We start from the raw sequence: 21,711 nt of genomic DNA, 5'->3' as shown, positions 1-21,711 counted from the left end.
TAGCATACTTGACAATTCTTGACCATTAAATTGAAAGGCAAGCAGCGATTTAATCTTCTTGGTAAACGGACGGCTTCAATACGCCGATATAAGGCAGGTTCCGGTAGTAGCCCTTGTAGTCGAGCCCGTAGCCGACCAGGAACTCGTTCGGGACCCGGACACCGTAGTAATCGACGCTGACGTCGTACTCCCGTCCCTCCGGCTTGTCCATCATCGAAGCGGTCTTAATGCTCTTGGCTCCCCGCTCCTTCAACAGGTCAATCAAGAACTTCAGGGTGTGACCACTGTCGACGATGTCCTCCATGATCAAGACGTTGCGGCCGCGAACGTCCTTGTTCAGATCATGAATCAGCTTCAGATTGCCCGTCGATGCGGTCCCCCCAAAGTAGGTGGAGACGTCGATGAAGTCCAGCTGGGCCATGATGTCCATCTTCTCAATCATGTCCACCGTGAACAGGACCGCCCCGGTTAAGACACAGACGATCAACGGATTCTTGTCCCGGTAGTCTTTGGTCAGTTGCTTGGCAAGCCGGTCAGTGGCCTTTTCGATGTCTTCCTTTGTAAACAGAACCTTTTCGATGTCGTTATTCATGTTTTTCTCCTCTTCGCTTTACTATTCCAATCAGTAGTCGCCGCCAGGTACGCTTGTAATCCGCGGGTCGGGTAAACCAGCTCCATTTGCGGCCCACCAGCCAAACGACGGTGCCCTGGGAGTCAACGAGCACCAGCTGGCGCTCCCGCTGAGCAAGCGGAACCTTCTGGTCAATCAATACCCGCCGGACCGCCTGGTGACCACCACTTTTTAATAACAGTTGATCACCAGGCCGCCACGGCCGCAATAACAATGGCAGCTGGGTCGGCGCAAGCCACATTGGCAACAAATGCGTTTCCGACAGCGGCTCGTCTGTCACGACTAAATTAGATTGGTCATCAATTGGGTATCGTTGGCCCAATTTTACCACATGCGCCGGTGCTTTTTGCGACTGGCCACGCATTTTGTCTGCTTTTTCCAGCCAGCACCAGTCATAGTCGTGAACCAAGGACCAATTTCCCGGCAACTCAAGGCGACGCTGCGGCTGGTGCGGATTAGCTAGCGCCCCGATCAGCTGCCGGATCTGTTTGCTTTTCAAATCTCGAACTCCCGCCCGTTCTAGCCAGGTCCGCAGCAAAATTGACTGGCGGACCGCAGGAAGGCTGCGCAGAGTGGCAAGGTTCAACCGCCCTGCCACGCTAATTTTCGCCAGTTGGTTTCCCACTGCCTGGTCCCGCCAGGCGAGTAAGTCAGCCAACTGTTCCCGGTAATCAAGCAGGTGGTCAACGAAGTGTGGATTTTCCTTTTCAAGGGCGGGGATGATTTGGTGACGGAAACGATTGCGGCTGACCGTCAGCTTCCGGTTGGTAGCATCCTCAAACCAAGTCAGCTGACGGCTGGTGGCGTAATCATAGAGTTCCTGCTTCCGAAACGGCAGCAACGGCCGGACTAGCTGACCACCCGCAAAAGGTCGGCGGTCGGCAATCCCCACCAGCTGCGCCAACTGACCGCCCCGGGTCAGCTTCATCATGATTGTTTCCGCCAGGTCGTCGGCATGGTGGGCCGTCAACAGGACCTTGCTCCCGTTTTTCTTCATCAAACGGGCGAAAAAGGCGTAGCGAAACTGGCGCCCCGCCTCCTCGATGCCCGTGGCGGGATGCTGGCGCCGGGGCCAGTGAGCAACCGCCAGTCGCAAGCCACGTTTTTGGCAGTAATTCCGGATGAATTGTTCCTCAAGCTTGCTTTGATCCCGCAGCTCGTGATTGACGTGGGCCACCAACAACCGTGGCCGCTGCTCTTTGGGCAGACTCTGCAGCAAGTCCAGTAGGGTCATCGAATCAACGCCCGTGGAGACGGCCACCACGACCAGCTCATTGCTAGTAAAAAAGCGGCCCTCTTGTAAGTGCCGCTTAAAGTCTGTTTGGATTGTCATCTTAGCTGCGCCGGCCACCACGGCCACCACGCTTGCCGTCAGTCTGCCGCTTCAGTGTCGACAAACGGGACTCGCTCTCCTTCATGTAGCCCGCCAGCATTTCGTTAAAGTCCTCGTGCTGGTGACTGCTGTGATGGTGGGCACCCCCGCCAAAGCCGCCCCGGTAGCCGCTGTCACGATGACCATGGTAGTCATTGTTGCGTTCGTGGTGGTAGTGACGCTCCTCACCCCGCTGACGATCAAAGTGGCCGTGGCCATGACCGTGCTCATGGTCGTCCTTGTGCTCGTGAGGAGCTGCCGCCTTCATCGAAAGGGCGATCTTACCATCGTCACCGATCCGCGTAACCTTGACCGTCACCGTGTCGCCGACTGCCAGCACGTCATGAATGTCTTTAATGTACTTATCAGAAATCTGACTGATGTGGACCAATCCCGTTTGATTATCGTCAAGATCGACAAACGCACCAAAATTAGTGATTCCTGAAACTTTTCCTGAAACCTTTGCTCCCACTTCAATTGCCATGAAACTAATGGATCCTCCTCGAATCATTGATACTTGATAATCAGTTAATTGTAATTGAGTATAACATACTTATTATCTCAAACAAGCCTGGTTTTTGCCACTATTTTAATGCCGGACCACAACAAAAGAAAAATGGTGAAGGCGTCGTAAATCAAATACTTGACGCCTTCACCATCATTACTTCTTTAATTGTCGAGGTTATAAATCGTTTCACCCTTCTTCGAGTAGTTGTACTTCGAACGGATTACCTGCTGAACATACTCGGGATCGTGAAGCTGCTTAATCTGCTGGTTGAGCTGCTTGCCCGTCTGCTTTTGCTTTTTTAGTTCGGTCTGGGTTTGTGAAATATTAGTATTCACCTTTGCCAGTGTGTGGCGACTGCTCAGGATCTGCCAGCCCAAAAAGATGAAGATAACCAAAAAGCAGGCCGCGATCCGCTCACACCGCCGAATATGAACCCGTCGACGAGCGGCCCGGTCCATCCCAACCTGCTGAACATGAGGGGTCTCAAGCTGAACAACTTTTCGATTTTTCATTTGATTCCCTCACTTTCACCATAAATTCATTACTGTCTTAGTATAGCAATGAATCACGTGAATTGTCCACCACCGCTCCGGAAAATATCAACTTATTTATAATCAATCAAAGTTTTCAGCGTATTTTTCGTCGAGGATTTCATACATATCCTCGGCTTCGCTCTTCTTAGTGGTTTCAACGATCCGATTGATCTTGACGATCTCGGTCTTGTTGCCAAACTTAATCGTCAGCGTGTCACCCACCGCCACCTTGGACGATGACTTGGCCGGATGATCGTTGACCAGGATCCGTCCTTGGTCGGCGATCTCCTTGGCAACGGAACGGCGCTTAATAATTCGTGAAACTTTTAAGAATTTATCTAATCGCATTTTTGCTTCCTCCATTTTTTATGCAGCCTGGTCGGTACCCTGGACGACCTCGCCTAGCCCCACCACAAACTTGGTCAGTTGGTTGAGCCAGTCGGCCGTCGTCATCTGGGGTTGGATTACCAGCCGTACGGTCAGCAATTGATCACTCTCACCCAGGGTTGCCTTAAACTTGGTCTTTGCTAGCTGCTTAATAATCTCCGGGGCCTTCACCAGGTGACTGCCCTTCAGGCTAAAGGTTACCGTAATGTTATCCTGGCGGCGCTTGATCTGCTTGATCAGTGCCAGGTCCGCGTGATGCTTGAGCTTGCTGATCAACAACAGGTTGCCGACCGCAGCCGGGTAGTCGCCAAAGCGGTCAATCAAATCGCCCTGCAGATCCAGGAGCTCACTATCATCCTGGGCCTGACGAATTGACTTGTATAGTTCAATCTTCTGCTGCTGGTCGTCAATGTAATCATCCGGCAGGTAGGCCTCGACACCCAATTCAACCTCGGCGTCAGACGTCTCCTGCGGCTTCTTACCCTGCTTCTTGGCCACGGCATCAGAAAGCATGGCCGAGTAAAGATCGTACCCCACCGAATCGATGAAGCCGTGCTGCTGCTTTCCCAAGAGGTTTCCCGCACCACGGATTGCCAGGTCCCGCATGGCAATCTTAAAGCCGGACCCCAGCTCAGTGAAGTCCCGAATGGCGGCCAGTCGTTTCTCCCCCAGCTCGGTCAGCACCTTGTTGGGTTGGTACATGAAGTAGGCGTAGGCCACCCGGTTGGAGCGACCAATCCGCCCCCGGATCTGGTAGAGCTGAGCCAGCCCCATTCGGTCCGCGTTCTCCACGAAGAGGGTGTTGACGTTGGGGATATCGACCCCGGTCTCAATGATCGACGTTGTCACCAGGACGTCGTAGTTGCCCTGGATAAATTCGTAGAGCACCGTCTCCAGTTCGTTTTCGCTCATCTGACCATTGATGTAGCCAATTGCGGCCTCGGGGACCAGTTCCTTGAGTTTGGCAACCGTCTCTTCGATGTCACTAACCCGGTTGTGCAGGTAATAAACCTGGCCGCCCCGCTGCATTTCCCGCATGATCCCGTCGCGGATGGCGCCGTCGTTTTGTTCCATCACGTAAGTTTGGATTGGGAAGCGACCGGCCGGTGGGGTCTCCAGGACGGAAAGGTCCCGCACGCCGAGCATCGACATGTGCAGGGTCCGCGGAATCGGCGTGGCGGTCAGGGTCAAAACGTCAACGTTGTTTTTCAACTCCTTGAGCCGCTCCTTATGCTTAACCCCAAACCGCTGCTCCTCGTCGACAATTACCAGTCCCAAGTCTTTAAAACGAACATCTTTGGACAGGATCCGGTGGGTGCCGACGACGATGTCAATCGTTCCATCGGCCAGACCAGCGTCGGTTTCCTTGAGCTGCTTGTTTGTCCGAAAACGGGACATCAGCGCAATTTCAACCGGGAAGCCCGCGAAACGCTTGGTCAAAGTGTCGTAGTGCTGCTGGGCCAGGACCGTCGTCGGCACCAAGAAGGCCACCTGCTTGCCGCCCGCGACCGCCTTAAAGATCGCCCGCATCGCCACTTCGGTCTTCCCGTAACCGACATCCCCGACCAAGAGCCGGTCCATCGGCTTGGGCTTTTCCATGTCCGTCTTGATTTCCTTGATGCTGCGCAGCTGGTCCCGGGTTTCAGTGTACGGAAAGTTGGCATCAAACTGCTTTTGCAGGTAGTCGTCATGCGGAAAGGCATAGCCCTTGGCCGTTTCACGCTTGGAGTAAAGATCGACCAGTTCATCGGCGATGTCCTCCACTTTGGAAGCCACCCGGCGCTTCGTTTTCGCCCACTCGTTGCCACCGAGCCGGTTCAAGCGCGGCGTCTTGGACTCCGATGAGACGTATTTTTGCACCAGGTTCAGTTGGGTAACCGGAACGAAGATCTGGGCATTATTCCGGTAGTTGATCACCATGTAATCCTGGTGAACCCCGTCGACCTCCATGGTTCGGATCCCGCTAAAGATTCCGATCCCGTGGTTGACGTGTACCACGTAGTCACCGGGCTTCAAGTCAGTGTAGCTCTTGAGCCGCTCGGCATTCGCCAGTTTCTGGGGACGATGGCGCTTCTTGGTGACCTGCTTAAACATTTCACCCTCAGTGACCACGACCAAGCCCCCGGCCGGCAGCTCAAAGCCGTCGTTGAGGTTGGCGGCCACCAGCTGGACCACGTTTTGCTTCAGGTCGTCCGGCTGGGTTTCGATGGCGGAAACGTCAAATTCCCGCAAGGTCCGGGCGATTTGGTCGCGCCGGGCCTTGGAGTTGGCCATCAAAATCACCGACTGCCCCTGCTCAACCCAACGCTGCAGTTCGGACTTTAACAGTGGCATTTGGCCAAAGAAACGCTGCATCGGCCGGGCCGTCAATTCAGTCAGCAGATTAAAGCGTTGGTTGCCCATCCCCTTCTTGAAGAGGGCGCTGAACAACTGGGCGTGACTATCCGCGTGCACCAGCTGCTCCAGATCATTGCTCAACTCCGGCACCGTCGTCAGTTGGTGATACTTCACCTTGTCCGCCAGCCAGCCATGGTCCTCGGCCTGCATCTGCATGGCCGCCTGCTTGATTCGGCCAAAATCATCCAGGTAGACGACTCCCTCCTTCGTCAGGTAGTCGAGCAGCGAGTGGTTAGTCGGGTAGACGACGTTGCTAAACTCCAACAACTCGTTTGGCAGGTGGTGGGCTTTCAATGCCGTGATCAGCGGAACAAAGCGGTTGTTGACCTGTTCCTTAATATCCTGATCGCCGTCTGCTAGCTGCTGCAGGTCATGGTACTGGGCTTCAACCGCCTGCTCGACCCGGGTGAACTCCGCCGGTGGCAGGATGAAGTCGGTCGCCGGCAGGATCTCAACCTGTTTGACGTTATCAATGCTCTTCTGAGTGCTGGCGTCAAAATAGCGCAGCGAATCGACCTCGGTGTCGAAGAGGTCAACCCGGACCGGATCCGTCGTGTTGAGGGCGTAGATGTCAATGATCGAGCCCCGGATGGCAAAGTCTCCCGGTCGCAGCACCATCTTTTGCAGCTGGTAACCCATTGCGCTGAGCTGATTGCGAGCGGTCTCGGGATCCAATTCGCCACCGACTTCGATCTTTAGGGTCGCTTCCCGGAAGAACTGCGGGGAAACGATATTCCGACGCAGCCCCGCCGCCGAGGTGACCACGATCGCGTTAGTCTGCTGTTCCAGGGCGTTGAGTGCCTGGACCCGCTGAAGACGGTAGTTGGGCGAACTCGTCGCTACTTCAGCCGCCAGGACTTCTTCGACCGGAAACTGGTAGACCTGCTCATCGGCCAGAAGGTTTCCAAGGTCATCCGCCAGTTCCTGCATGTGGGTGAGACTATCGGTCACCGCCAGGATCGGGTGCTGTGTTTTTTTCAGCAGCGCTGCCAAGAGCAATGTTCGGGCCGAACCGGCAATCCCGGTCACCAGTTGATGTTTCTTTGGCGCCAGCGTCTTCGTAATTTTGGAAAAGGCCGGAACCTTTTCCATAAAGTCAGTTAATTGCACTTTAAATCGTTCACCCCTTTCCGTTATTTTTAAGATCGTTAATTGTAATTATTCATTAGCTGGGCAAAGTCCTCGCCATTGATCCAATCCTCGAGGGCGTGCTCGGCCTGTTCAACGGCCGCGTCAAACTCGGGCCGTTCTTCGGCGCTGAACTTGCCGAGGACGTGGCTGACCACCGTGCCGTGCTTGGGATGGTCGATGCCGAGCTTGACCCGATTGAACTGCTTGGTCCCGAGGGCGTTGATGATGCTCTTCAGGCCATTATGGCCGCCCGAGGCCCCATGAGTCTTGAGCCGAATCTGGCCAACCGGCATGTCAAGATCATCGTTGACGATTACCAGGTCATCTAAATCGAGATCGTAATAGTCAACCAAGGGCCCCACTGCGCGCCCGGAATCGTTCATGAAGGTCGTCGGCTTGACCAGCATGACCTTGGTCCCGTTGATCACGCCGGAAACGGCCACCGCCTCCTGCTTGAGGTGGGTAAAGGCCCCCAAGTGATAGTCCCGGGCCAGCTGATCAACCACCATAAAGCCCGTGTTGTGTCGCGTTTCATCGTACCGCGTCCCGATATTTCCCAGACCAACAATCATCTTCATCGTTATCAATTCCTCCACATTCTTAAATGCAAAAAGGCCGCACGGGAAACTCACCCCGTCCAGCACAATATTCTGGCTTTCATTATACCCTAGCCGGATTTGAAACGAAAACGATCGCCCCCGCGGCCGAGCAATTCTTAATTTGTTCTCATCTTTTTTTAATAACAAGTTGAAATTTGTGTTATGATGATTAGTGCACTTAGATTCGATACAAAGGAAGTTCACCATGATTTTTAGTTCACTCATTAAAAAGAAGGAAAGCCTGACCACTCTTCCCGAAACGGCCACCCTCGAAGAAGCGCTGACGGTGCTCGAAAATACCGGTTATCGTTGCGTCCCGGTCCTGGACCAGTCCGGAAAGATTTTCCGGGGTAACATCTACAAGATGCACCTTTACCGCCACAAGTCCCGCAATGGTGACATGAATCTCCCCGTTACCGCCCTGCTGAAGAATGCCACCAAGTTCGTCTTCATCAATTCGGCCTTTTTCTCCGTCTTCTTCGCCATCCGCGACCTTCCTTACATCGCGGTTCTCGACGAAAACAACCAGTTTTACGGGATTCTGACCCACAACAGCCTGTTGCGCGTCCTCGCCGAGGGCTGGAACGTCAACAACGGCAGTTATGTTCTGACCGTCGTGGCTCCTGACGAGCGGGGAGCGTTGATGAACGCCACCAAGGAGATCACCCGCTACTGCCAGATCGTCAACGTGCTCTCGTTCGACCCCCAGCACTCATCCGTCAAGCAAATTCTCTTCACTCTCCCGGCGGACGTCACCCGAGAGAAGATGGAAAAGATTGTCCGACGACTCACCAAAAAGGGCTTTGAAGTCCCCGAAATCGAAGACCTGCACCAACGCTATTAAACAATTAAAAGTCGGTTAACCCGTTTAGCTCTCATCGCTGCGGATTAACCGGCTTTTTTAATTATTCTTCATTGTACTTCTTCCAGGACAGGGCGCCGAGGGCCAGTAACTGGGCAGTGATTGCCAGAACGATTCCGGCTAAGACTGCCTGTTCGTGGCTATTCCCAGTCTGCGGAAGGGTTTGGTTCTGGCTGGCGTTGTTCGTTGTTGCCGCATGCTCAGTCGAGCGATCCGAGCCAACGGTCGCCTTCATCACGCCCACCGTGTCTGCCTGGAGCGGTTGTTCCGTAGCTGAAGCATCTCCTTGTGGATCAGTTGGCTGCTCCAGCTCGCTTCCGGTCTGCTCCGGCTCAGCTCCTGCATCCTCCATCTCTCCCGTTGGCGGAAGTGGTGTTGGATCCGTTGGCTGCGGATCCGTCGGTTGTGGGTCCGTCGGCTGTGGATCCGTCGGCTGTGGATCCGTTGGTTGCGGATCCGTTGGCTGCGGGTCCGTTGGCTGCGGATCTGTTGGCTGTGGATCCGTCGGTTGTGGGTCCGTCGGCTGTGGATCCGTCGGCTGTGGGTCCGTCGGCTGTGGATCCGTCGGCTGTGGATCCGTTGGTTGCGGATCCGTCGGCTGCGGGTCTGTTGGCTGTGGATCCGTCGGCTGCGGGTCCGTCGGCTGTGGATCCGTCGGTTGCGGGTCCGTTGGCTGCGGATCCGTTGGTTGTGGGTCCGTCGGCTGTGGATCCGTCGGCTGCGGGTCCGTCGGCTGCGGGTCCGTCGGTTGCGGGTCTGTTGGCTGCGGATCCGTCGGCTGTGGATCTGTCGGCTGCGGGTCCGTCGGCTGTGGGTCCGTCGGCTGTGGATCTGTCGGCTGTGGGTCCGTCGGCTGTGGATCTGTCGGCTGCGGGTCCGTCGGTTGCGGATCTGTCGGTTGCGGTTCTTCAGGAATTTCGATAAAGGAAGGCGGCAGGACCGGGTGGATGTCCCACTTGTGGCTTTCCCCGCCCTTAATGTTCACAACGTTGGCAACAATATTGCCATCAACGTTTACGTTCGCCGTCACCGTGGCATTCGGCGCCAGAATGCTGCCCATGAAATGGCCGCTACCAATGGTGATCTCGGCTGCCGTCGTTCCAAAGTTCCACAGAACGTGGTTCGGGTGGGCGTGACTCTCACCGGGACTAACGTGATTGTTCCGGTCATCATCGTAGTGCAATTTGATCTGGGTATTAATATCCAGTTGACCGTCAGCGGGCATCCCAATTACGTTGATCACTACCGTCGGCCCATTTACCTGGCTGGAAAGGCCGTAAATCTTGATTGGCTGTGGGCCGTTTAAGTATTCATAAGGGATGTTGACGTAGATTACGTTATCCTTCGCTACAGCATTGGACACGTCCACGTACCGATCATTCATGTCGTTGAAGTCCTTAATGACGCCAGCAGACTCCTCTTGGCCCGCGTAAAAGTTCGAAGCGGCAATCAGGCGTTGAAAGACTGCCGGGAAGTCAATGTAGCTTGTTCCCGCACCGTCCTTAAAGACTTCCTCCGGCTTCAGGTTCGGCATGTGCTCACCGTTTACGTATACCTGGCCATCCCGGATCTCTACGTTCACGTCCTTCCCGAAGATCACGTGGTTAAACTCCTGATTGCGGAACGAACCGTTTTGCAGGGCCGCATTCAGGTTTTGAATGTAGTAGATGTCCCCGTTCGTCAGGTGAATGGATTCGCCACGGGTCCCGAAGTCGACATTGCTGTTCAGGTTTCCTACCGCAATGTTGCCGTTCACGTCAGCCCCGAGGTTGGCCTCGTTGGCGAAAATGTGGAAAAGTGATGCCAGTAGCAACACGCTTTTGGCGTCCAAGTGATTCACGTCAATTCCATACTTGTCTTTTAGAATCTGGTCCGTGTGAATCGTGTCCACCGTGCCAGTCGACGTGTCTTGCCTCGCCCCTTCACTCGATGGCTGATCCGGGGCACTTACCGCACTGCTACTCGCGGATGAAACTGGCTGGCTTACATCCGAAGCTGCCGTACTGCTTGAGCTAACGGGAATACTCACGGTACTCCCCTCGCTAACTAGCGGACTGTTGCTCGCCGTTGATGCTGGCGCTACCGAAGCTGTGGAAGCAGCCGTCGTACTCGCGGTGCTATTCACGCTCTCGGCAATCACAGCACTGCTCACCGTGGTACTGGTCGCCACTGCCGACGTTTCTTCGGCCGCGGTCGAATTCAGCGTGGCACTGCTCGCCTGAACTGTCGTGGTCGGTTCGCTGGTCGCCACTTCATCTGCCGAGGCCGAATTACCGTTCGTGATGAACAAGAGACCGAGCAGAACTGAAACCAGGCCAATGCTCATCTTACGCAAACCAAAGCGCTGCTTGCGTGGCTGCTGCTTTCTTTCTAACAGCTGCAGGTTGTTCTTTGATACCATATTTACCTCCTGTGGTTAAAATAAACGAGAAAAGTAGCAATTGTTACTTTTATTTATCAGCCAGTCATCAGGGGTCCCCTTGCTTTTAAATAAAACTCTTTTTGCTGATTCCTATAATATCAAAGAAACGTCTCATTGTGATACAAATCATGATTTCTATATCATTACTTAATCACTCCTAAAGATTCTTTACCAATGCTAGGTTTTCTTTAGAATTAGACTAAAAAAGTGCCCGCTAGTTCTGAGCACAAAGGCTTTACTAGCGGGCAAGTTTGTTTATTTCAAGTTAATTTTGGTTTCGGCGGGCTTGGTCTTGGCCAGGATCTTCCCGTGGCGAATGTTGTAGAGAACCTCGACGTGCTTGTTGAGGGCGTTGTAGAAGTCGTGGGCGTTTAAGATAATGCAGTTGGCCGGCTTGCCAGCTTCGATTCCGTACTGGTCGCTGATGTGCATTGTCTTGGCCCCGTTGTAGGTGACGTACTTAAAGGCGTCCTGCAACTGGTGGTAGCCCATTTGGTGGGCAATGTAGACACCCATCGTGACCGCGTCAAGCATGTTGCCGTCGCCCAATGGATTCCACGGATCCTGGATGTCGTCCTCACCGAAGGACACGTTGATCCCGGCAGCGGTCAGTTCCTTAATCCGGGTAACCCCACGCCGCTTTGGATAGGTGTCGAAGCGGCCACCCAGGTGAACGTTCACCAGTGGGTTGGAGACGAAGTTGATGTTGCTCATCTTCAACAGGCGGAAGAGCTTGTAGGTGTAGGCATTGTTGTAGGAGCCCATCGCCGTGGTGTGGCTGGCGGTCACCCGGTCCTTCATCCCCCGCTCCAGGGCCTCGGTGGCCAGAACTTCCAGGTTGCGGGAGGCCGGGTCGTCGATCTCATCACAGTGGACGTCAACCAGGCGGTCATACTTGTCCGCCAGGGCCATCAGGAAGTGGACGGATTGCCAGCCGTACTCGGTCGTGAATTCAAAGTGCGGAATCCCCCCGACCACGTCGAGGCCTTCCTTCACGGCCTGTTCCATCAGTTCCCGACCGTGGGGATAGGAAAGGATTCCCTCTTGTGGGAAGGCCACCAGCTGCAGGTCAACCTGGTCCTTCAGTTCTTCCCGCAATTCCAGTAGGGCCTGGGCGGCAATTAGGTGCGGATCGGTAACGTCGACGTGGCTCCGGATGTGCTGGAGTCCGTGGCCGACCATATTTTCAATCGTCTTGCGGGCCCGCTTCTTGACGTCTTCCTTGGTCAGGTCCTGCTTGCGCTCGCTCCAGATCCGGATCCCATCGAACAGGGTGCCGCTCTCGTTCCATTCCGGCTGACCGGCCGTCAGGGTAGCGTCAAGGTGGACATGGGAGTCAACGAATGGTGGCAGCAGCAGGTTGCCGCCCCCGTCGATCACCTGCTCGTTGGCAACCGGCGTCAGGCTTTTGGCAATCTCCTTAAACTTGCCATTGACGATTCGCACGTCGGACGTTTCCTTTTGATTATCAATATGGACATTTTGAATTAACATAACTTAGGCTTCCTTTCGATCCGCAAGCTTCATCATTCCGTAGTACAGCAGGCCACTCAATACCATGTCGATAAAGGTTGCCCCGACCGTATTGGCAAACAGTGGTAATTGGTGGACGCCGACAAAGAAGGCAACCCCTATTACAAATGTTATCATTGCTACCCAATTAATACCACCGTGGTACCAGTATTTACCGTTGATCTTCCCCAGTTCACTGACGTCGTAGTCCTGGTGGGCCCGGAAATAAAAGTCCGTGCAGATGATGGCAATCGTCGGGCCGAGGACCATGCCGACATAGTCAAGGAAGGATTCGAAGGTCGTCAGGAAGCTGCCGACAAACATCGGGATGAAGGTCACGATCGTTGCCAGCACAACCACGATCCAAAGCGAGTACTTGAGACGCAGCCGGGTGAAGATGTTAGAAAGGGCCGAACCGGCAGCCAGAAGGTTAACCGCGTTGGCCGTCATCGAGGTCAGAATGATGACCAGAAGGGCGACGACCCCGAGACCCAGCTTGCTGGCAATCGTCGACGGATCGGAGTTATTGGCGTCGTATACGCCGGATGAGATGGCGATACTGATGGTGGAGATCAGACCGATGAAGGCAAACCACACCACCCCCATCAGCGCACCAAAGAATGGCGTGTAGATGGCGTTATCGCGCTTGGAAGTGAAGCGGGTAAAGTCGGCCCCGGCCGTGACCCAGGCCAGGTTGAAGGCTGCCACGTAGTCAATGGCCGCCCCGGTTGCCATCTTGGCGTGGGCCGGAACCTGCCAGTGAACGATCTGGCTAAAGGAGACCGTCCGAAAGACCGCGATTGACTCCCAGATGACGAAGATGAAAACCAGGATGATGCCGACCCGCTCGATCATCTGAACCGATCGGGAACCGCTAGACACACTGATAATGTGAAGGATACTCATGATTAAAATTCCGACAATCAACCCCATGTAGCCGCCATGATGGCCCCAGACCGGCCAGCCCAGGAGATCATGAAAGAGGATGCTGACGGACTGTGCGGCAATGAAGGTGTTGGCGGCCGTCCAGCCGATGAACTGGGTGATGTTAACCAGTGACGGCAAGTAGCTCCCCCGCTCCCCAAAGGATGCCCGACTAATGCTCATTGTTGATACCCCGGTCTTGTAGCCGATGTAGCCGATTAGACTCAGGAAAACGTAGGACAGGGCCGACGAAAGCACCAGAACCTTCATCGCTAGGGCAAAGCCACAGGCGGCCAGGACCCCGCCGACGAACCAGGTCCCGTTGTTAGCGTTGGCACCAACCCAGGTTGCAAACATGTCCCAACGGGTCGTCTTCCGACTCTTCATCGGAATGCTAAAGATGCGCGCGTGCTGTTGGTCTTTCAAATCAATTTCCTCCTTATTTGAAAGCAAAAAAGCCTTTGGGTCCAATTCGTCCCCTCAGGCTTTTCAAAAGTACACGCAATGCGCGCGGTTCTATTTTATTCGAACGTCTTTTGCAGTCTCACGGGGCTACATTAAAGGACTCATTTTTTCAATTGCTTCAATCTTACAGTTTTTGCGCTTTCTTGTCAATCGGCCCAAGCGGCGTCAGGCCGACGCTGACGGCTAGGGCATGGTCAACTGCTCGCATTCGTTTCGCACTTAGCGTTGTCAATCGATCCTGGAGGCGCTGCTTATCAATTGTACGCAGCTGTTCGACGAGCACAACCGAATCATGGGCCAGCCCGGTCTCCTCCTTAGGCAATCGCACGTGGGTCGGCAACGGGTGCTTTTGATCCTGGGCGGTGATGGCCGCCACAATGACGGTCGGACTGTAGCGATTTCCCCGGTCGTTTTGCAGGATCACCACCGGCCGGACGCCGCCCTGCTCGGAACCCACCACCGGCGATAAGTCGGCATAATAGACGTCCCCGCGCCAGATTTGTTTTTCCATGGTCCTAGTTTTTGTAGACCCGGTGGACCCGTTCGTTAATTCCGGTCAGAATTTCGTAGTTGATCGTCCCCACCTGCTGAGCCAGGTCGGTCGGCGTCAGCTCCACCTGGCCGGATTTGCCCATCAGGATCACCGGCGTGTCTACCGGGTAGTACTTGGGCAGACGAACCATCATTTGGTCCATGCAGACCCGCCCGGCAATCGGGCAGAACTGACCATCGATCATAACCTTGAAGCTGCTCAGGGCACGTGGGTAGCCGTCCGCATAGCCGACCGGCAGGGTTGCCAGCCACTCGTCCTCCTTGGCCGTGTAAGTGGCCCCATAACTGACCGATTCACCGGCCTTGAGTTTTTTGACAAAGCCAATGGCGGTCTTGAAGGTGCCTACCGGCTGCAGGCCCAGGTTCTCCTTAATCTCGCAACCGGATGGATTGTGACCGTACATCGAAATTCCCATCCGGACCGTGTTGGCTGTGATGTGCTCCTGGTGCCACATCCCCGTTGCGGAGTTCGCCATGTGCACGTACGGCGGCAGGGTTTCAAGGCTGTCGACGAACTTCTGCCAGCGCCCGACCTGCTTTTCAAAGTAGGTCGCGTCGGCACTATCGGCGGTCGCGAAGTGGGTGAACATCCCCTCGAATTCAAACTCCGGCGCCTTCAGCATCTCCACTGCCTGCTTGAACTGTTCAACGGTGGTAAAGCCGATCCGGCCCATTCCGCTGTCAACGCCGAGGTGCACCTTAAGCGGCGTCGTCCAGTGGTTCAGCTGGGCCAGTTGGTGGTATTCCTGCAGCCAATCCAGGGAGCCCACCGTCAGGGAAACACCAGCCGTGGCCGCGATGTGGGCAAACTCCACCGGCGTGATTCCTAGCACCAGGGTCAGGGCATCGATGCCGTTGTCACGCAACTCTAAGGCTTCGTCGAGAATGGCCACGCAGGCACCGGTCGCGCCGGCCGCCAGTGCCGCCTGGGCCACCGGCACCAGGCCGTGACCGTAGGCATTGGCCTTAACGACCGCCAGAATCCGGCTATTGTCCGGCAAGGCTGCGCGCTGGGCCTGAATATTGTGTTTCAACGCGCCCAAATCAACGACGTACTCCGTCTTTCGTAAACGACCACTAATCATCTTCATCCACACTTTCTAAAATTATTTCCGTCATCACAAGGGTTGCGGTGTGACTCACCGAGGCGTGCACGGCACCGCCAAATGGCGACTTGGTAACCGTGGGCGCCCCTAATTGGTTGTCGACGATCTCAATGTCTTGAAAGCCGACCCGGGCCCCGATGCCGGTCCCCCAGGCCTTGCTGAAGGATTCCTTGAGCGACCACCGCCCGGCAATGTACTCCGCTGCCCGCTGCCCGCTAAACTGACGATATTGCTTGAGTTCCGCCGGGGTCAGCAGGCGCTGTGCAAATTGGGGATGCTCGCTGATCATTGCCTGGACCCGGTCAATTTCCGTCAGGTCGATGCCGATTCCCTTAATCATCCGCAATTCCTCCTCGTCTTTTTTCAGAATCTTAAGCATAGCTCAAAGCGGCGCGGTGCGCAATCACTTTATCCAAAGCTTTAGATTTTCTTGACCACTAACCGCCCCATGAAACCACTAAAACGCGGCCGGCAAGGAACCCTGATAGGCAGCATCCTTGTCGGCCGCGTTGATTTAATTCTTCGAAATTACAGAACCGGTAAGCCGGTGTGGATCTCACTACCGTTCGTCACCGGAATGTTCTCGCCGTTGATCGACCGGGCAGCGTCGGAGGCCAGGAAGAAGACCGTGTTGGCGATGTCTTCTGGGGCCACCAAGCGCTTCATCGGGCTCTTGGCAATGAAAGCCTTCAGCTGCTCTTCCGGCATTGCCGACGTCATCAATGGCGTCATGGTTGGGCCCGGATTGACCGCATTGACGCGAATTCCGTACTGACCATAATCCAGGGCCATCGAACGCGTCAGGTTAGTCACTGCCCCCTTGGCCGCATTGTAGGCCGCTTCACCGTAATCACCGAGCAAGCCCGAGACGGAAGACGTGTTGATGATCACGCCGGACTTTTGCTTCAGCATTTCCGGTAAGAAGGCCTTGCTGCTGAGGAAGACGGACTTAACGTCGATGTTCATCATCTTGTCCCAATCGGCCACGCTGGTCTCGGTCACGCTGCCACCAAGGAAGATTCCCGCATTATTGTACAGCGCATCGACCTGGCCGAATTGCTTCAGGGTCGCCGCCAGCAGGTTTTCCAGGTCCGCTTGCTTGGTCACGTCGGTCTTGGTAAAGGCAACCTGCCCTTCATATTGCTGGTCAAGCTCGCTTGCAACCGCACTGGCGTCGGCCAGATCCGCCATCATGACGTTCCAGCCCTCCGCTAGAAACTTCTTGGTCGTTGCCAGGCCAATGCCCTGTTTAGCACCCGTAATCACAATTGTTTTCGTCATCATTATCGCTCCATTCTTAATTCATTTCCTGCATTATTTGCTCACGGCATCGCAATAAATCATCGCGAACCTTGATAAAACTAGTCCGTGGGAAGTCGGCCAATTCGCCGGACAAGGCTAAAACGGCTACGCATTTGCCACGATCGTCGAGCAAAGGGACGGAAACGCAGCGCAACCCCAGCTGGGTCTCCTCATCATCGATTGCATACCCGTTCTTTTGAATCACCCGAATACTTTGACGAAACGCGGTTAGGTCGCTAATTGCGTGCTTCGTGCCGCCCCGAAAATCGAGCAGGTTGTAAAGCCGCTGGCGATCGTCAGAAGAAGTAAAGGCCACCGCGCACTTACCCAGGGCACTGATATTCACCGGGAGTCGTTCACCGAGGCGGGCCATGTCTTCCTCGGCATGGCCGGGACGGGGCACTACGTCCGCAATTACGCTTTCGCCACCCTGGATAATCCCGACGTACGCAACCAAGTGATACTTCTTAACCACCGGTGTCAGAATTGCGTTAGTTGTCCAGTTGAGCAGGTGCGTCGCCTGCTGGTCGCCAATCGCCTGCCAGCTAAAGTCATAACGACGCCCACGCTTTGTCACGTAGCCAACCTCCTGTAGCGATTGCAGAAGGCGATAAACGCTTGAATGATTGTTATTGGTCAATCGGCTGATCTCCGTGAGCGTTAAGTTTCCTTGTTTTTGCAAGAGGTTCATGATTTGCGCAGCCTTTTGAATCGTCGTTAGCATTTTAATCGCCTTCCTTATCAATTTTACAAGTTCGCTGTGTGACCTCCATTAACTACAACGAGCTCGTCCGTTTTATATCGGAATCTATTAACCAAGACAACTTTAACAGTTAAGCGTTCCATTAGCATTCACTCCTTTTAAGCTTGTACCATGTTTTAACATTGTGCATAGCATAACAAGGCATTGAAAAGTAAGCGAACATCGAATTTTTTGTTCACTATTTGAACAAAGATGAGTAAAAAATAACCGCTAATCGGTCTGATCAGCGGTTATTGGCTCTTCTTTATAATTAGTCGTCCTTACGATGACGAATATTGAATGCATGTCGACTAGAGTGGCTCTTGCCGTGGTTATCAGAACGGTGCCCATTGGAACGGTAGCCGTGACGACGACCGTGGCCATCGTGGCGACGGTAGTGACCGGAATTGCCGTTGCGGCCCCGCTGGTGATTGTGGCGGTTGCGCCGTGGCAGTGGTCGTTCCGGCGTGATCTTGACCGGCACCTCACTGGCGGCTTCCTTAGTCATGTTGTTCAACAGGGCCGCCACTAGGTCGACGGCATCATGGGTCTCCAGGAGCTTAGCGGCCGCGTCCTTGTAACGGTCCGTCGAATCCTGGGCGATCAGTTCATCAATGTCGTTGAAGGCGGTGGCAACCTGACCACGGAAAGCTTCCTCGGCCGTTGGTGGCTTCAGCGGCAGCATCCGGACCCGAGTCAGTTTTTCAATCTCGTGCAGGTAGTCCATCTCGTTCGGCGTTACGAAGGTCAGTGATACGCCATGGTGCCCGGCCCGGCCCGTCCGACCGATCCGGTGAACGTAGCTGTCAGGGTCAGATGGAATGTCGTAGTTGTAGACGTGGGTCACCCCGGAAATGTCGAGCCCCCGGGCGGCAACGTCGGTGGCAACCAGAATGTCGAGCTGACCGTTCTTGAACTGGCGCATGATCTTGGTCCGTTGATCCTGGCTGAGGTCACCGTGAATGCCGGCCGCATTGTAGCCCCGGGCGACCAGGCCCTTGGATAATTCATCGACCCGCCGCTTGGTCCGGCCGAAGACAATTGTCAGGGCCGGATCTTGGACGTCGATCAGCCGGGTCATGATGTCAAACTTTTCGTAATCCTTGGCCCGCACGTAATATTGGTCAACCAGGTCGGTGGTCAGTTCCTTGGCCTTGATCCGCACCATCTTAGGATCGGTCATGAACTTAACGCCGATGTTCTTAATCTCCGGCGGCATCGTGGCGGAGAAGAGTAGGGTCTGCCGGTCCGCCGGCGTCTGGTTGATGATCGCCTCGATGTCCTCCAAGAAGCCCATGTTGAGCATCTCGTCGGCCTCGTCAAGCACCAGGGTCTTGATGTTATCTAATTTGACCGTGTGGCGGTGCAGGTGATCACGCAGTCGACCGGGCGTGCCAACCAGGATCTGCGGATGCTGCTTTAAGCTCTTGATTTGCCGCCGGATGTCGGCCCCACCGTAGACCACCTGAACCCGAACGTGTTTGTCTTTGCCCAGACGGTAAAGCTCCTCCTGGGTCTGGATGGCCAGCTCCCGGGTCGGTGAAATCACGATTGCCTGAATGTCGGGATCCTTGGTGTTGACGTGCTCAATGATCGGCAGGCCAAAAGCGGCGGTCTTCCCGGTCCCGGTCTGGGCCTGACCGATCACGTCCTGGCCGTCTAAGACCATCGGGATTGTTTGTTCCTGAATCGGGGTGGCTTCTTCATAACCACTGCGCTTGATGGCCTTCAACAGGCTTTCGGATAAGCCTAATTCGCTAAACTTCAAAAATATTCCTCCTAGTTATGCAGGCGGGGCTGTAACCAATGCCACAGCCCCCCGTTTCATTAATTAATTACTTTTTAATTGCGTCCAGCACCCGTTCGAGGTGGATTCCGTGACTACCCTTGAGCAATACCAGGTCGTCACCACGCAACGTGGCTTGCAGATCCGCCGCCACTTGTTCCAGCTGGTCTGCCTGGTAGTAGTGAATGGCATCTTTTGGATAGCCGTCCTCTTCCAATTGTTTCTTCAATGCCGCCATCTGCTGGCCGACCAGGTAAACCCCCTGGATCTTTTCAGGGTCGATCTGGCTGGCCAAGCTGGCGTGCAGCCGCGGACTGGCTTCACCCAGTTCCAGCATGTCACCGAGAACCGCAAAGCGCCGGCCGGTCGTCGGCATTGCCGAGATCGTCTTCAAAACTTGCTTGGCCGCAGTTGGGTTGGAATTGTAAACGTCACTCAAGATTTGCTCGCCGCTCTTGCCGGCCACCCATTCGGCCCGGTTTTCCGTCAGCTCAACGTTAGCCAGAGCGGACTTCATGTGGTCCGGCGTGATGTGCAGCAGCTGACCAACCGCCATGGCAGCCAGGGCGTTATTGACGTTGTACTCCCCCACCATCGGAATGGTGAAGGTCTTGTCCGGCCATTCGTTGACCTGGAAGTCAATTGATCGTTCACCGGCCTTGACACTGGTAGCGTAAATGTCATCATCCAGGTGACGGCCAAAGCGAACTAAACGTTGGTCGATCTTGGCGGCCCGGTCGTTGAGCAGCGGCTCGTCACCGTTGTAAACCAGGGTCCCATCCTCACTCAGGCCGTGGGTGATCTCCATCTTGGCATCGGCAATCCGGTCGCGGGTCCCGAAGAACTCGATGTGGGCCTCACCGATCATCGTGATGACCGCAATGTCCGGGGACGCCAGCTTGCTCAGAAAGTCGAGCTGGCCAAACCGGTCCATCCCCATCTCGACAACGACGGCCTCCGTGTTTGACTCCATGTTGAGCAGGGTTACCGGAACCCCGATCTCGTTGTTGAAGTTAGCATAGGTCTTCGTCACGTTCAGCTGGGTGCTCAAAATTGAGGCAATCATATCCTTGGTGGTCGTCTTACCATTGCTGCCAGTAACGGCCACCACAATCGGGTTGATCTTACGCAGGTAATACTTGCTCAGCTTTTGCAGGGCCTTCAGCGGATCATCCACCACCAGTAAGGGATGTTCGTGGTCAACGATTTCATGGTCACTCGCCCACAATGCCGCCCCGGCCCCGTTAGCAAAGGCGCTGGGCACGAAGCGGTGACCGTCCTGGGCGCCCTGAAGCGGCACAAAAAGGGCCCCCGCTTCCAGGTGACGGCTATCGAAAGAAACGCTGGTTAATTCAACATCTTTCCATTGTTCGATATCATTTTGCGCGTTAATTGCCTTGGCAATTTCCGCTAACTTCATTTTCATGAAAAAGCTACCTCTTCTTTATGATACTTTGGTCTAGCCTTTTAATTATAGCATTCAATCCGGCCAAAGGCGATCAAAAGAATCAGCTGTTATCGAAATGCAATGTAAAAGCACCACCCAGCCCTCAAAAGGTTGGACAGTGCTCTAAAGCTATTTTCACATTTCTTCCAGCCGCTTGATTCGATCATCTAGCGGCGGGTGGGTATCGAAGAGGTGGGCAAAGGGCCGGTGCTTGGCATTGAGCTCCGGATCGCTGATGTAGAGCCCGGCACTATCGGGATTGGCTGCCTGCATCGGTTCGGCCCCCTTCAGCTTCTCCAGGGCCGAAATCAGGCCGTGGGGATTGCGGGTCAACTCCACCGAACCGGCATCCGCCAGGTACTCCCGGTTCCGCGACAGGGCCATCTGGGCAATCGTCGCCGCCAGGGGTGCCAGGATAATCAGGAGGATCGAACCGATGATAGCCAGCACGCCACCGGCACTATCGTCGTCATCGTCGCGGCTGCCGCCAAACCACCAGAAGTTCCCGGCAAAGTTAACCAGGACGGAAATGGCAGCCGACAGCGCCAAGGCGATCGTCTGCAGGCGAATGTCATAGTTGCGGACGTGGCTCATTTCGTGCCCCATCACGCCCTCCAGTTCCTCCCGGTTCATGATCTGCAGCAGGCCGGTCGTGGCCGCCACCGCCGCGTGTTCCGGGTTATTTCCGGTCGCAAAGGCATTTGGGCTGGGATCATTGACGATGAAGACCCGCGGCATCGGCACCTGGGCCACCATCGCCATGTCCTCAACGACGTGCCAAAGCTCTGGAGCCTCGCTTGCCGAGTGGATCTCACGGGCGTTATTCATATTCATGACAACTTCCGTCGACTGACCGACCATCACCGCCATGTAGATCACCGCAATCACGCCAGCAATGATGACGCCGGACACGGCCGAGCGGGCAAAGAGATAGCCGATCGCCGCACCGATCAGCGCAACCAAGAGGAAGAAACCGACCATCACCAGGACGGTTTTCCGTTTGTTACGGGCAATTTGTTGGTATAGCATCGCT

General features: G+C 55.0%; 19 protein-coding genes. 1 reads left to right on the top strand and 18 read right to left on the bottom strand.

The annotated features are described in order from the left end of the window. Window positions 1-49: 49 nt before the first annotated feature. The 7 genes from hpt to pth all read right to left on the bottom strand — a co-directional run bounded on the left by hpt (window position 50) and on the right by pth (window position 7,537). A complete protein-coding gene (gene hpt / locus LKE23_RS08860) occupies window positions 50-592 on the bottom strand; it encodes a hypoxanthine phosphoribosyltransferase (RefSeq protein ID WP_291976982.1) in 543 nt (180 codons plus the stop codon). Then, entirely contained in the window at window positions 585-1,964 is a 1,380-nt protein-coding gene (gene tilS, locus LKE23_RS08855; RefSeq protein ID WP_291976980.1) for a tRNA lysidine(34) synthetase TilS, read from the bottom strand. Before tilS ends, hpt begins: the two co-directional genes overlap by 8 nt. A gap of 1 nt (window position 1,965) precedes the next feature. Continuing rightward, complete coding sequence (locus LKE23_RS08850) at window positions 1,966-2,487, bottom strand: S1 domain-containing RNA-binding protein (protein WP_291976979.1); 522 nt, start codon at window positions 2,485-2,487, stop codon at window positions 1,966-1,968. 185 nt (window positions 2,488-2,672) lie between these two features. Beyond that, window positions 2,673-3,023, bottom strand: coding sequence for an FtsB family cell division protein (locus LKE23_RS08845; protein ID WP_291976978.1), 351 nt, complete (start codon window positions 3,021-3,023; stop codon window positions 2,673-2,675). Between the two features lie 102 nt (window positions 3,024-3,125). Further along, window positions 3,126-3,392: an RNA-binding S4 domain-containing protein gene (locus LKE23_RS08840; protein ID WP_267202138.1), complete on the bottom strand. Its 267-nt coding sequence runs from the start codon at window positions 3,390-3,392 to the stop codon at window positions 3,126-3,128. A gap of 18 nt (window positions 3,393-3,410) precedes the next feature. Continuing rightward, window positions 3,411-6,920 (bottom strand): transcription-repair coupling factor, encoded by a 3,510-nt coding sequence (mfd, locus tag LKE23_RS08835; protein ID WP_291978291.1) that lies wholly within the window; start codon window positions 6,918-6,920, stop codon window positions 3,411-3,413. A gap of 56 nt (window positions 6,921-6,976) precedes the next feature. Next, entirely contained in the window at window positions 6,977-7,537 is a 561-nt protein-coding gene (gene pth, locus LKE23_RS08830) for an aminoacyl-tRNA hydrolase (RefSeq protein WP_291976977.1), read from the bottom strand. Window positions 7,538-7,763: 226 nt separating this feature from the next. Between pth and cbpA the strand changes: the two genes are divergently transcribed. Continuing rightward, window positions 7,764-8,402: a cyclic di-AMP binding protein CbpA gene (cbpA, locus tag LKE23_RS08825; RefSeq protein WP_291976976.1), complete on the top strand. Its 639-nt coding sequence runs from the start codon at window positions 7,764-7,766 to the stop codon at window positions 8,400-8,402. Window positions 8,403-8,463: 61 nt separating this feature from the next. Here the strand turns inward: cbpA and LKE23_RS08820 are convergent, their stop codons facing one another. The 11 genes from LKE23_RS08820 to htpX all read right to left on the bottom strand — a co-directional run bounded on the left by LKE23_RS08820 (window position 8,464) and on the right by htpX (window position 21,707). After that, window positions 8,464-10,821 carry a collagen-binding domain-containing protein gene (locus LKE23_RS08820; RefSeq protein ID WP_291976975.1) on the bottom strand — a complete coding sequence of 786 codons (2,358 nt, stop codon included), beginning with the start codon at window positions 10,819-10,821 and terminating at the stop codon, window positions 8,464-8,466. Between the two features lie 276 nt (window positions 10,822-11,097). Further along, complete coding sequence (gene codA / locus LKE23_RS08815) at window positions 11,098-12,336, bottom strand: cytosine deaminase (protein ID WP_291976974.1); 1,239 nt, start codon at window positions 12,334-12,336, stop codon at window positions 11,098-11,100. A gap of 3 nt (window positions 12,337-12,339) precedes the next feature. After that, a complete protein-coding gene (locus tag LKE23_RS08810; RefSeq protein ID WP_434737617.1) occupies window positions 12,340-13,665 on the bottom strand; it encodes a cytosine permease in 1,326 nt (441 codons plus the stop codon). Window positions 13,666-13,867: 202 nt separating this feature from the next. Then, the gene (locus LKE23_RS08805; protein WP_291976972.1) at window positions 13,868-14,254 is read right to left on the bottom strand and encodes a type II toxin-antitoxin system PemK/MazF family toxin; all 387 of its coding nucleotides are present in this window, start codon (window positions 14,252-14,254) and stop codon (window positions 13,868-13,870) included. Between the two features lie 4 nt (window positions 14,255-14,258). Further along, complete coding sequence (gene alr, locus LKE23_RS08800) at window positions 14,259-15,380, bottom strand: alanine racemase (RefSeq protein ID WP_291978290.1); 1,122 nt, start codon at window positions 15,378-15,380, stop codon at window positions 14,259-14,261. After that, entirely contained in the window at window positions 15,373-15,741 is a 369-nt protein-coding gene (gene acpS / locus LKE23_RS08795; protein WP_291976971.1) for a holo-ACP synthase, read from the bottom strand. The genes alr and acpS overlap by 8 nt, the downstream gene beginning before the upstream one ends. 188 nt (window positions 15,742-15,929) lie before the next feature. Then, window positions 15,930-16,682 (bottom strand): SDR family NAD(P)-dependent oxidoreductase, encoded by a 753-nt coding sequence (locus LKE23_RS08790; protein ID WP_291976970.1) that lies wholly within the window; start codon window positions 16,680-16,682, stop codon window positions 15,930-15,932. A 16-nt stretch (window positions 16,683-16,698) separates the two neighbouring features. Then, a complete protein-coding gene (locus tag LKE23_RS08785; RefSeq protein WP_291976969.1) occupies window positions 16,699-17,427 on the bottom strand; it encodes an IclR family transcriptional regulator in 729 nt (242 codons plus the stop codon). A 289-nt stretch (window positions 17,428-17,716) separates the two neighbouring features. Next, window positions 17,717-19,213: a DEAD/DEAH box helicase gene (locus LKE23_RS08780; RefSeq protein ID WP_291976968.1), complete on the bottom strand. Its 1,497-nt coding sequence runs from the start codon at window positions 19,211-19,213 to the stop codon at window positions 17,717-17,719. Between the two features lie 67 nt (window positions 19,214-19,280). Then, entirely contained in the window at window positions 19,281-20,657 is a 1,377-nt protein-coding gene (locus LKE23_RS08775; protein ID WP_291976967.1) for a UDP-N-acetylmuramoyl-tripeptide--D-alanyl-D-alanine ligase, read from the bottom strand. A 156-nt stretch (window positions 20,658-20,813) separates the two neighbouring features. Then, on the bottom strand, window positions 20,814-21,707 hold the full coding sequence (htpX, locus tag LKE23_RS08770; RefSeq protein ID WP_291976966.1) for a zinc metalloprotease HtpX: 894 nt from the start codon (window positions 21,705-21,707) through the stop codon (window positions 20,814-20,816). Between the last annotated feature and the right edge of the window lie 4 nt (window positions 21,708-21,711).

The organism is Limosilactobacillus sp., assembly GCF_022482365.1.
Classification (GTDB): Bacteria; Bacillota; Bacilli; order Lactobacillales; family Lactobacillaceae; genus Limosilactobacillus.
Note: the sequence above shows the minus strand (reverse complement) of the source record. Positions and strands in the feature narration are given on the sequence as shown.